Raw genomic sequence first — 11,906 nt, forward strand, 5'->3', positions numbered from 1 at the left:
GTTCTGCTGATGGCGATAAACTTTTAGCTGTTGAAAAAGGTTATGAGGAGTTTACGAAAATAGACCCTAAAACTTTCGCATATGCGCAAAAATGGTGGGCCAGCCAACACACCTACTGGGCAGATGTTCGTGGTGTTTGGGCTGACATTATTGGTTCGCAAAACACATTCAAAGTACAAACTATGGCAAATGGCAAATTGCTTTACGAAACACTTTTTAACCTGGGCGATCAATCTATTAAAGAAAAATGGACAGCAAGCCAGAACAAAGAAAAAATTAAAACAGCTTTACAGCCTTATTTGGTAAAGTAAAACAATTGTTTTTATAGAGAATGGTTGATGGCTAATGGCAATGCCCGTTAACTGCCAACCATTTTTATTTGCCGTCATGCTGTCCCGGAGGCTCGGGGTCAGCATCCATTAAGACCGTAAAATAAATTCAGGGTGACGATCAATTTTGTCGTTAATTTTATTACTAAATTTCGAGATGAAAAAATTTGGCTTCATCATCTTCCTGTTTTTAGCAATCAACACTTTCGCGCAAGACTCTACCTATACCAGAAATGTAGTAAATACCCTTACTTCAAAACAATTTTGGGGCAGAGGTTATACCAAAGACGGGATGAAAAAATCTGCCGATTATATTGCTGATGCTTACCAAGGAATTGGACTACTTCCAATGGGCTCTGATTATAAACAGAATTTTAATTTCCCAGTAAATACATTTCCAGGAAAAATGATGGTGGCAATAAATGGTCAAAAGCTAATCCCTGGTAAAGATTTCATTGTAAACAATGAGAGCCCCAGCGTTAAGCAAAAAGCAAATTTAACCGAGGTTGATAGTCTTAATTATCAGGTTTCTCCATCGTTAAAGATTTTATTAAAAGACAAATTAACCTGGTCTGTAGCTACGGAAGTTGGTGATATGACAACCATCCAGCTTAACAAAAAGAACTTTACCGCAACACCAAAAGAAATTAATGTTGATATTGAAAACAAATTTATTCCGAACTTTGAGGCAGCTAACATTTGCGGTTTAGTTAAGGGTACTAAATTCCCTGATTCCATTTTAATCATTACAGCACATTATGATCATTTGGGTGGAATGGGTGCTGACACTTATTTCCCCGGCGCAAATGACAATGCCGCTGGCGTAGCTACTTTATTAAGTTTAGCCAAATATTATGCCGCCAATCCCCAGCCCTACTCCATTGGTTTTATCTGTTTCGCAGGCGAAGAAGCTGGATTATTGGGATCTAGATATTTTGTGGAAAACCCTTTAATTCCTTTAAGCAGGATTAAATTCCTAATCAACTTAGATTTGGTTGGAACCGGTGAAACCGGCATGACGGTAGTTAATGCATCCGTGTATCCTAAAGCATTTGCGCTGCTAAACGCAATCAATAACCAAAATCATTACATCTCGAAAATAAACTCCAGAGGTAAAGCAGCCAACAGCGATCACTATTTCTTTACCGAAAAAGGTGTTCCAGCATTCTTTATCTATACCCAGGGTGGTCCCTCCGCTTATCACGATGTGTTCGATAAACCTGAAACATTACCGCTTACCGAGTATAAAGATCTGTTTAAACTGATCGTTGGATTTAACCAGAAACTGATGGAATAACTTTATTTTATGACGAAACCCTTAAATCAAGATACAAACCGTTAATTCTCGATTTCTCCGATTGGGATAATATTATCCGCCATTGGGATATGCGCTTTCTCAGCCCCATTGCATTAGCTTGGGGCTTCTTCTTTTTAACGCTATGTAATTTTTTCGTTTGGTATTTGCAAAAACACCTTTAGTCAGCTATTTTTACCTAAAAGATTAGTTGTTTTAATTTGATGCAACGTTTCGTCAGCCTGTACGCCTTATAACCAACCAAGCCAGATTTTTAGTCTGTCACATTTTTTATATCGTTCATCACATTTATCTGTACCATAAAAACGTAGCACCTAATTTTAGCTTGCTTATTTAAAATATACATGAAGAAACTCTTACTTTCAATCGCCTTTACCTTAGCTATTTTTAATTTATTTGCACAAAAAAACGGAAGCATTACCGGAATTTTAGCCGATAGCGCCAATCACAAAACCACCTTAAATTACTCAACGGTTTCAGTATATAAAGTTGGCGATAGTATATTGAGCACTTATAAATTATCGGACGACAAAGGCGTTTTTAAAATCAATGGTTTAACCATAGGCGTAAAATACCGTTTAGTGGTAACCGCATGGCAGTATGGAACATACCGGAAAGAGGTTGAACTAACTGCAGCCAATCCCGCATTAAATTTGGGTATCCTCTATCTTTCCGTTAAGGCAAATGACCTAAACGAGGTTGTAATTTCGGGAGAAAGGCCACCAGTAATTGTACGTAAAGACACTATTGAATTTAATGCAGAATCCTTTAAAACCCTGCCATCAGCGGTGGTAGAAGATCTGTTAAAAAAGCTTCCAGGCGTTGCTATTGCAGCCGATGGATCTATACAGGTTAACGGTAAAACAGTTAGTAAAATTTTAGTAGACGGAAAAGAGTTTTTTGGTGGCGACCAGCAGATTGCGACCAAAAATTTACCCGCTAATATCATAGATAAGGTACAAGTGGTTGATGATAAACAGGCCAAAAGACGTGATCCGGATTTAACTGCAGCAGAAATCCCGCAGATTATCAATTTAAAGTTAAAAAAAGCGATTAAAAAAGGAGCTTTCGGCAAATTGTATGCTGGTGGAGGCCTAAAAGACCTTTACCAGGCCGGTGGATTAATGAATTTCTTTAGAGATACTACACAGGTAAGTATATTGGCTTATGGCAACAATATCAATCAGCCAGGCTTTAACCCCAATGATGTGCAACGGATAGGCGGATTTAACAGAAGCGGTGTAAACTCCATGATGATGACCTCAGGAGGTTATTTCGAGTTCAACGGTATTAATTTTGGCGGAAGTTATAATGGTGTTCAGGCTTCATCTGGTGGTGGTTTTAATTTTAACACTTTAACCAAAAAAGGGATCAAAATTAATACCCAATATTTCTTCGGCCGATCAGATAATCTTCTGGAGAAACTCACCAATACCAACCAAACATTAGGTACTGACAGGTTAATTACCAACGCCAGCGAAAATACCAATTCTCTTGTTCTAAAACACAATATTGGTGGAAAATTAGATTGGCAAATCGACTCTTTAACACAACTGACCATTGAGCCGGCAATTGTGCTCAGCTCCAACAATTCGGTGAGTAAGGTTTCTTCAGGCAACAATAATGCGAATAATCAGCTCATTAATACCCTCGAAAATTTGAATGACTTGAATACTTCCAGCAACAAATATCAGTTAAGGGCCGATTTTAGTAAGGATTTTAAAAAGGCTGGAAGATCTTTCAATATCGGAGCCGATATTTCTGCAACCCCCAACCCAATTATCAATTACAACAGGAGCAGTAGTATTTTTTACCTTAGGCCATCTACTTCAGAAGTTGATCAATTAAGGAATAATACCATTGATAATTTCAGGTCTTACTTCTATGGCAATTATACCGAACCAATTAGCAAAAAACTGAATTTTAAAGCAGATGTAAGCGGAAACATCATCAATAACGAAAATGCGTTAAGCACTTTTTACCGCAATCCGGCTAACCAGCTGTACGATATTGTTGTGCCAGATTTATCGCAAACTGTTAAACAGGCCGGTTTTAAAACCAATACAAACATCAGCCTGGGATACAAAGTAACCAAAGATCTTTACCTTCAACCGGGATTGGTACACAACTACATTTCGTTAAACAACCGCTTTACCAATACAGCAGATATTGACCAGCGCTATAATTTTATGTGGCCAACATTTCAGTTGAAGTACAAAATATTCCGTCTTAACTATTCTGCTCGCTTTGCAGAGCCGAACGTAAGTTACCTTCAACCCGTTGCAGATAATACCAATGCATTTTACATCAGAAACGGCAATCCGAATCTTTTGCCTGCCCGCACGCAGAATTTAAGCATGAATATGTACAAATACGATCCTAAAAGCATGATTAATTACAATTTATACGGTTATGGTAGTTTCACAAAAAATGGCGTGGTGAATACCATTACCATAAATAACGGCGTTCAAACAATCAATCCGATTAACAAAAGCGGTATTTACAATTTTAGTGGCGGAGCCAATATTTCAAAAGATTTCAAAAAAGATAAAACAAGTTTAAAAGTAGGTTTAGGTTTCTGGGCCAATTTCGATCATACACCCGTTATCGTAAATAACATCCAAAGTGATGCGAATGTATTTTACGTAGGGCCAAATGGAAGTGTGAGGTTAAACCTGAACGATAAGGTTGAGATTAACCAGTCGTATTCGGTAAACCTGAATCGCAGTAAGTACGAGGATAGCTATTATACTAACATTAGCTACAATACCCACCAAAGCACATCCGAACTGATTATCCGTTACCCCAAAAAACTGGTTTTTGAAACCAGTTATTCTTTAATGATCAATGACCAAAAAATTGCAGGATATAACAATAACATCAAATTCTGGAATGCCGCTCTTACTTACCTATTTATGAAAAACGACAGGGCGCAGTTAAAATTCTCGGTGAATGATATTTTGCAGAGCAATGTGCGTAGGAACATCCAGATTACGGGCAACAGTGTTATCGATACGCAGAGCAATAACCTGGGTAGATATGGCATGCTTACCCTTACTTATAATATCCAAAACTTTGGACAAAAAGTTGGCGGCAGACAAACGTTTTTTAATTTTTAGGTTGATTTAGCGTCATTTCGACCGCAGTGGAGAAATCCAATCCCGAGGTCTGTGTCTTCACAAACCTCAGCGAAAATTCTTCTTTTCAAACTTTTCATAATGGTCTGTGGAGACACAGACCATTGAAACAATTTATCATTACAAAAACATTTCCGCAAGCAACTCGTACGATCTTATCCGGTCTTCAAAATGCTCGGTAATGGTAACTGCCATCAGTTCATCAACATCATAGTCGGCAGCCAGTTTGGTAAGCCGCTCTTTAATTACAGTTGGCGTGCCATAAATCATCCGCGGTTTATTGGCATTAATCCGTTCCTGCTCTGCAGCGTTATAACTAATGTCTTTAATATCGTTCCAACCTACAGCAGTTAAGCCTCCGCCCTTCTCTAGCTGGAGAAAACGGTAAGCCATTAAAGCCTCCTGTTGTTTTACCTTTTCTTCATCTTCTGAGCAGAAAACAAAAAGTGCCACGTTTTCAACTGGTTTTGCCAAATCAACCGAAGGTTTAAAATGTTCCCGGTAGTATTGAACAGCCTGTGGTCCTCCATGCGGATTAATAAAATGCGCAAAAGAAAAACCCATTCCAAAGTGGGCCGAGAATAAGGCACTTTGTCCGCTGCTGCTCAAAAGCCATTGCTGCGGAACAGTTTCAGCAATGGGAATGGCTTTTATTTTGGCCTGGATACCACCATCAGAGGTATCATGCAAGTAATGTTGTAGCTCACGCAGTTGTTCTACAAAATCCTGCTCGCTCCAATTGTTTGATGGGTTAAGCATCGAAGCCGTAATGCGGTCGGTACCCGGTGCACGGCCCATTCCCAGATCGATCCGGTTAGGGTGCATCACTTCCAGCAAACGAAAACTTTCTGCAACCTTTAGCGCACTATGGTTGGGCAGCATAATACCGCCCGAACCTATTCTTAAAGTTTTGGTATGATTGGCCAGATGGGCAATTAAGATCTCGGGCGTTGAACCCGCCAAACTGGTGGTATTGTGATGTTCTGAAACCCAGAAACGGTGATATCCCAATCTTTCGGTTTCCTGTGCAAGTATAGTGGTTTCTTCAATGGCACGGCGGGCTGTAACACCCTTGCGAACCGGCGATTGATCTAACACACTAAGTTTAATTTTCGTATTGCTCATATTCGTATCTAACAAATTTATGAGCCTGTTAATTTAAAATAGGCGTGCGAAAAGCTTTATGACTTTTAGATTATTGCGCCAAAGTCAATTTGACCAAATACTGATCTTCGCCATCATCAAAAATCAATTCAGCATCCCATCCCGTTTCTTTTGCAATCTGTTTAATGGTTTCTTCATCTATATAAATCCAGTTAAACCAATTGCCTTTTTCGCCTTTATATTCGTACTGATAAGATACCTCACCATAATACTGGTTTTGCGGTTTAGGCATGTCCTCATATAAATAAGAAATATCAGAAGAATCGAAAATCACCTGTCCATCGGGATTGATGAGGTCTTTTAGCCTGATCAGGAAATCCTTAAAACCGGGCAAAGTTCCGGTTAAACCGATGCCGTTCATAAGCATGATAATGGTATCGAATTTCTCCTGATAGGTAAAAACATCTTGTATGAATGCTTTTTTCACACCACGCGCTTTCATAATATCAACAGCTGCTTCGGAAATATCAATAGCCGTTACATCGATATTAAAAGCCTGTAAAAGTAAAGCATGACTGCCAACACCGGCACCAATATCCAATACCTTTCCACTGCACATGTGCAAAGCCTGAAGCTCTAAAACGGGCATATCTTCATCATCACGAAAGAAGAATTCTAAAGGCATTTCTTCTGGTTCGCCATACGAATTGTGCAACCAAAGCGTATCAGCCTCCCCGGTTCTATAAATATCTGTTAACGCTTTACCAAAAACATCCATGTGGGCAAAGATAGGGAGGAAAGCTGAAAGACTAAAGCTTAAAGAAAATGAGGAATAAAAAAACCATCATTACAACAAATAAATTATAAGTTAGTCGAGAGAATAAAAGTCTGGATTACAAATCCAGACCAACGCTTATCGTTACTCAATCTCAAATACCTGATGATATTCGGGAATAGCCACATGTTTAAAACCTGCATCTTTCAATTTGCTGGCGAAATGTTGCTGTACTTCGTATTCTCCATGTACCAAAAACAGCTGTTTTACTTTAGCCGGGTCCTGACCTGATAAAAAATGCAGTAAATCTTCATAATCGCCATGTGCGCTCATCGATTTTATCGATTGCACTTCGGCTTTAACCTCATATTCATCGCGGAAAATCTCTACAACTTTTTGTCCGGCAATTAACCTGCCACCAAGCGATTTTGGTTCGCAATAGCCCACCATTAAAATGGTATTTTTCTGGCTGTCAATATTGTTCCTGATGTGGTGCTTTACCCTGCCCGCCTCTGCCATGCCTGATGCGGAAATAATTACACATGGCCTGGGATCGGCATTTAAAGCTTTAGACTCTTCTACGCTTTCGATAAAACGCAGGCCTTTAAAACCAAATATATCATGATCTACCTTTAAAGTTTCTTTAACGCCATTATTGTAAACTTCTGGGTGGTTTTTAAGAATTTCTGTTGCCTTTGAAGATAAAGGGCTATCTACATAATAAGGTACATCAGGTAATTTACCTTTTAATTCTAAACCATTTAAGGCATAAAGCAGCTCCTGTGTACGGCCCACAGCAAAAGCTGGAATAATTACTTTTCCCTTTTTTACTTTACAGGTATGATTAATAATCTCTAAAAGCATGTTTTCAATTGGATCGAGATCTTTATGTAGCGAATCGCCATAGGTTGATTCCATTAAGATATAATCGGCCTGATCAAACTGCTGCGGACTTTTTAAAAGCAGGTCGCCRTAACGGCCAACATCTCCAGAAAAGGTAATCCGCGTAGGTTTTCCTTCTTCTGTAATGGTAAGATGTACCGCAGCACTGCCTAAAATATGCCCTGCATCAGTAAACTTTAACCGAATTCCCGCCTCAATCTCGAAATCTTCTTCATACTCCACAATTTTCATCAGACTAAGCGTTTTGGTAACGTCTTCATCGGTGTAAAGCGGTTCTTCCATTTCTTCGCCTTCGCGCAGATGGCGGTTAGAAAATTCTGCATCCTGCATCTGGATTTTGGCAGAATCCATCATTAAAATGCGGGCCAGATCCATAGTTGCCGAAGTACAGAAAATTTTACCTTCAAATCCTTCTGCAACCAATTTAGGCAATAAGCCACAATGATCTATATGCGCATGTGATAAAACCAGGTAAGTAACCTTTTTGGCATCGAAACCAAAAAAATCGTTTAATTTATCCGTAACACGGCCCATTCCCTGGAATAAGCCACAATCTAATAATATCTGGGTACCGTTTTTTAAGGTAATAAGGTGCTTACTCCCCGTAACAGTACGGGCGGCACCATGAAAAGCAATGTTCATCAAGATGGTGGTTAGAAAATATATAGAATAAAAATGCCGGATATTTCCGGCACTTCCAATTCTTTATGCATTTATTTCTGCTATTTTATCTTTCACCTTATCGGCTACACCTGTAGCTTTATCTGTTAAACCCGCTAATTTTTCTTTTGAAGCGTCTAATAGATCAGCAAAAAAATCTGATACTTTACCTTTTAAATCGCTTGTCGAATCTGAAGATAATGCCAATGCGATTGTTGCACCAAGTGCTGCTCCAGCTAATACGCCTACTATAATTTTTGTTTCCTTTGTCATAACTTTATTCTTTAAATAATTAAACATTAATTGGCACTTGTTGTTTTGCTTTTATTACAACATAAATCATTCCATTTAAATGAAGCATATTTTTTTTATCGATCTAGACAATACCATTTATTTTACCAAACCAAATGAAGAACAGTTAATGGGTGAGTTATACAATTTCCTGGAAAGTTTGGATTTAGGGATCAGTAAAGAAGATTTTCAGCTTGCAAAACAAGACATGCTTAGAACGCCTTTTCAAAAAGTGGCCAAAAAATATGGCTTTAGCGAAGAATTAATGCCCGATATACTTGCTTATTTGCAAAACCGCCAGGTAACGAAACCATTAAACCCAAGTGATGATTATCATTACATTAAAAGTCTTAAAGGCCGGAAATTTATTGTAACGGCAGGTTTCCCAAAACAGCAAACCTCAAAAGTAAAGATGTTGGGCATTGCTGATGATTTTGAAGCCGTACATGTTGTAGATGTTTCGACCACCAACAAAAAGGAAGCTTTTAAATTGTTGATTGATAAATATGCCTTAAACACGGATGATATTTTAATTATAGGAGACGATGCAGAATCGGAAATTAAATTTGGTCTGCAACTGGGGATAGCTACTTTTTTACTCGATCCCGAAAACCTGCACCCAAATGCCGAAAGCACTTTTAGGGGAACCGATTTAAGCAAGCTTCATGCCTCCCGATTTCACATCGGGATTTATCGGAGCTATAGCGGATAATGGGACTGCTGTTCCCGAAGCAATACTGAATGTTCATTTCCAATCCTAAAGCATTAACTGCCTTCTTGTTAGTAAGATTATAAGCTTCTTAAATAAAAAAGTCCCGATTTTCATCGGGACTTATCAATCTATCCTCTACCACCTCTTGATGGTCTTCCTCCTTCAGAGCCGCTTCTTTCACCACCTCTTTGCTGTTGCTGTTGCTGTTGCTGTGGCGCTTCTGTTCTTCTTTGTTCTTGTCTTTGYTGCTGCTGTTGTGCCCTTTGTTGTTGAGCCTGAGCATCACGCTGTGAGCGTTCTTGTTGTTGTTGTTGCGCTTGTTGAGCACGTTGTTGCTGTGCCTGGGCATCGCGTTGTGCTCTTTCTTGTTGCTGAGCTTGAGCCTGCTGCGCACGTTGTTGTTGCATTTGCTCATTTCTTTGCTGTTGCATCTGCGCATCTCGCTGAGTCCTTTCCTGTTGTTGGGCTTGAGACTGTTGTGCACGTTGCTGTTGCAGCTGCTCATTACGTTGTTGCTGTCCCTGAGCATCACGTTGCGTACGCTGTTGCTGAAATTGCTCGTTACGCTGTGCCCTTTGTTGCTCCATTTGAGCGGCACGTTGTTGTTGGTCTACCTGACCACGTTGCTGCGTTTGAACATCGCGCTGTGTACGTTGCTGATCTTGGCTCATACGGTCTTGCTGCGTACGTTGTTGTCTCATCTGCTCCAAACGTTGCTGATCTTGACCACGGTTTACATTTTCCTGTCCGTTTCTTCCGTCTACACCATTGGTATTGCCGCGGTTAACACGTCCATTAGCATCTCTATTATAAACTTCGCCTCTGTTATTAGGCTGATTATTATTATCTCTGCCTATAGTGCCGTTGTTTCTATCAGGTTGTCCGGTACGGTTATCTCCTCTCGATCCAAAACGGTTATCGTTATTATTGCTATTACCGCCTCTTTGATCGCGATTGGTATAACCTTCATTCCTTCCACCCCTGTTAATGCCAGCATTACCTTGCTCAAATTTTCTTGGTGCTGCACTACGATTATCAGCATTACGCTCTGGTCTAGGTCTGTAAATAGATACTTCCCTACTATTAATCCTGCTTGCACCTGGTCTAGAACCTTGCGCATATCTGTAAACGGTTACATCTCTATTAGTTGCACGTCTTATATCTTCTACCCTCGGGCCACCATAATAGGTTCTTCTGTTATAAACATAAGTGTTATTGATAATGGTGGTATTGCGGATATATACATTATTGCGGCCGTAATCATATCTTGGGAAAGTATTGATATAAATATTGCGTTGTGGAATAAAGTTCCAGCAAAATTCTGGCACCGAATATCGACGGCCAAAACTTAGGTTAATACTAATGCTTGGCGCCATTGGARCCCATCCGTAATAACCATCACCACTTCTCCAATCTACCCAGGCTGGTCCCCAATTGGTATCAGGCAACCAGATCCATTGTCTGTAACTGTTAATTACCCAACGACCATAGTGGAAAGGTGCCCAGCCCCAATCGTAATTGGAAACCCAGGTATTACCGTATTCGGTCATCGCCCAACGTCCGTTTGTATAATATGGCCTAAATTCGCTTTGATCTACATCAGGGCGCCAAACATATCCATATTGAGGATCTTGTATCCAGGTACCATAAGGCGAAAGTTCATCGTAAAAAGTCTGTAAAGAAACATTGCCAGTGCTATAACCATCGTCCTGGTAATCGTTTTGATAGTCTTGTGCCCTGACAAGGGTTGTGGTTCCGGCAAGGAGCGCAAATAGCCCCAGCACAAGTGCCGTAGATTTCAGTGTTTTCATTTGTGTGTTTTATTTTAATAACCTAATGTGTGTGTATCAATTAGAGAACCAAAAATGCAGAAGGTTTAATATGCATGCATAGTTTCTGTGTTTTCCTTCAAATATTGCCCTATGAGGCATATTTAACTAATATTTAACGTTTTAAGCACATTTTAATTGTGCAGAAAATAAGTCAGTTAGAAATAAAATTTGCTACACCTTTGGTTACAAAAGAGATTATATTGCCAGTACTGTAAACTTTAGAACTTAAATTCTATTTATTGTGAGTATTTTTGTAGCATGCAAAAAGGCACTTTATACCTTATTCCCGTACCATTGGCTGAAGAGGTAGCACACAAAACTTTTACCCCTTATTTGGTTGATACCATTAACCAGATTGATACCTACATTGTAGAAAATAGTAAAACAGCCCGTCGGTTTTTGAAAGAGGCTGGTTTAAAAACACCGCAAAAAGATTTGATCGTACACGATTATGGCAAACATAACCGGACAGATTTAGGTCAGTTTTTTGTTGAGCTTGCTGCCGGAAAAGATGTAGGCTTAATGAGCGAAGCTGGTTGTCCCGGCATTGCCGATCCTGGAGCTGATATTGTTGCCGAAGCACATAAACGCGGCATTAAAGTAGTTCCATTGGTGGGGCCAAGTTCGATTTTGCTGGCTTTAATGGCCTCAGGTTTTAACGGACAGAGTTTCGCCTTTTGGGGTTATTTACCGATCGACAAAGAGCAACGTACCAAACGGATTAAAGATTTAGATTTATCGGCAAGCCGTTATAAACAAACACAGATATTCATCGAAACGCCTTTCCGCAACAACCAGCTTTTTGAAGAAGTGCTGAAAAGCTGCAAACCCAATACACAGGTTTGTGT

10 protein-coding genes are annotated in these 11,906 nt (G+C 39.6%); 5 read left to right on the forward strand and 5 right to left on the reverse strand.

All coding sequences use genetic code 11. The features are described 5' to 3' along the window. The 3 genes from AC1DND_RS10685 to AC1DND_RS10695 form a co-directional block, all read left to right on the forward strand. Positions 1-311: DUF6607 family protein (locus tag AC1DND_RS10685; protein ID WP_477581493.1), on the forward strand; the 311-nt coding region annotated here is incomplete at its 5' end. Positions 312-486: 175 nt separating this feature from the next. After that, a complete protein-coding gene (locus tag AC1DND_RS10690; RefSeq protein ID WP_477581495.1) occupies positions 487-1,626 on the forward strand; it encodes a M28 family metallopeptidase in 1,140 nt (379 codons plus the stop codon). A gap of 362 nt (positions 1,627-1,988) precedes the next feature. Beyond that, complete coding sequence (locus AC1DND_RS10695; RefSeq protein ID WP_477581497.1) at positions 1,989-4,763, forward strand: outer membrane beta-barrel protein; 2,775 nt, start codon at positions 1,989-1,991, stop codon at positions 4,761-4,763. Positions 4,764-4,901: 138 nt separating this feature from the next. On the opposite strand, the gene AC1DND_RS10700 is transcribed toward AC1DND_RS10695, so the two are convergent. The 4 genes from AC1DND_RS10700 to AC1DND_RS10715 form a co-directional block, all read right to left on the reverse strand. Then, on the reverse strand, positions 4,902-5,906 hold the full coding sequence (locus AC1DND_RS10700; RefSeq protein ID WP_477581499.1) for an LLM class flavin-dependent oxidoreductase: 1,005 nt from the start codon (positions 5,904-5,906) through the stop codon (positions 4,902-4,904). Between the two features lie 70 nt (positions 5,907-5,976). Then, positions 5,977-6,663, reverse strand: coding sequence for a class I SAM-dependent methyltransferase (locus tag AC1DND_RS10705; protein ID WP_477581501.1), 687 nt, complete (start codon positions 6,661-6,663; stop codon positions 5,977-5,979). Positions 6,664-6,804: 141 nt separating this feature from the next. Then, the gene (locus AC1DND_RS10710; RefSeq protein ID WP_477581503.1) at positions 6,805-8,205 is read right to left on the reverse strand and encodes an MBL fold metallo-hydrolase RNA specificity domain-containing protein; all 1,401 of its coding nucleotides are present in this window, start codon (positions 8,203-8,205) and stop codon (positions 6,805-6,807) included. 63 nt (positions 8,206-8,268) lie between these two features. Then, on the reverse strand, positions 8,269-8,523 hold the full coding sequence (locus tag AC1DND_RS10715) for a YtxH domain-containing protein (protein WP_230146651.1): 255 nt from the start codon (positions 8,521-8,523) through the stop codon (positions 8,269-8,271). 52 nt (positions 8,524-8,575) lie between these two features. Here AC1DND_RS10715 and AC1DND_RS10720 point away from each other — a divergent pair, with 52 nt between their 5' ends. Then, positions 8,576-9,226, forward strand: coding sequence for an HAD family hydrolase (locus AC1DND_RS10720; RefSeq protein WP_477581505.1), 651 nt, complete (start codon positions 8,576-8,578; stop codon positions 9,224-9,226). A gap of 128 nt (positions 9,227-9,354) precedes the next feature. On the opposite strand, the gene AC1DND_RS10725 is transcribed toward AC1DND_RS10720, so the two are convergent. Continuing rightward, the gene (locus tag AC1DND_RS10725; protein ID WP_477581507.1) at positions 9,355-11,037 is read right to left on the reverse strand and encodes a DUF6600 domain-containing protein; all 1,683 of its coding nucleotides are present in this window, start codon (positions 11,035-11,037) and stop codon (positions 9,355-9,357) included. Between the two features lie 279 nt (positions 11,038-11,316). On the opposite strand from AC1DND_RS10725, the gene AC1DND_RS10730 reads away from it, so the two are divergent. Continuing rightward, positions 11,317-11,906 (forward strand): SAM-dependent methyltransferase (locus tag AC1DND_RS10730; protein ID WP_477581509.1); only part of this gene is annotated, 590 nt, incomplete at its 3' end.

This window comes from Pedobacter sp. 01N416 (genome assembly GCF_056399685.1).

Excerpts from the sequence above, each read along its gene's own strand:
- AC1DND_RS10690 (WP_477581495.1), top strand. The coding sequence starts at position 487 with ATGAAAAAATTTGGCTTCATCATCTTCCTGTTTTTAGCAATCAACACT.
- AC1DND_RS10695 (WP_477581497.1), top strand. The coding sequence starts at position 1,989 with ATGAAGAAACTCTTACTTTCAATCGCCTTTACCTTAGCTATTTTTAAT.
- AC1DND_RS10700 (WP_477581499.1), bottom strand. The coding sequence starts at position 5,906 with ATGAGCAATACGAAAATTAAACTTAGTGTGTTAGATCAATCGCCGGTT.
- AC1DND_RS10705 (WP_477581501.1), bottom strand. The coding sequence starts at position 6,663 with ATGGATGTTTTTGGTAAAGCGTTAACAGATATTTATAGAACCGGGGAG.
- AC1DND_RS10715 (WP_230146651.1), bottom strand. The coding sequence starts at position 8,523 with ATGTTTAATTATTTAAAGAATAAAGTTATGACAAAGGAAACAAAAATT.
- AC1DND_RS10720 (WP_477581505.1), top strand. The coding sequence starts at position 8,576 with ATGAAGCATATTTTTTTTATCGATCTAGACAATACCATTTATTTTACC.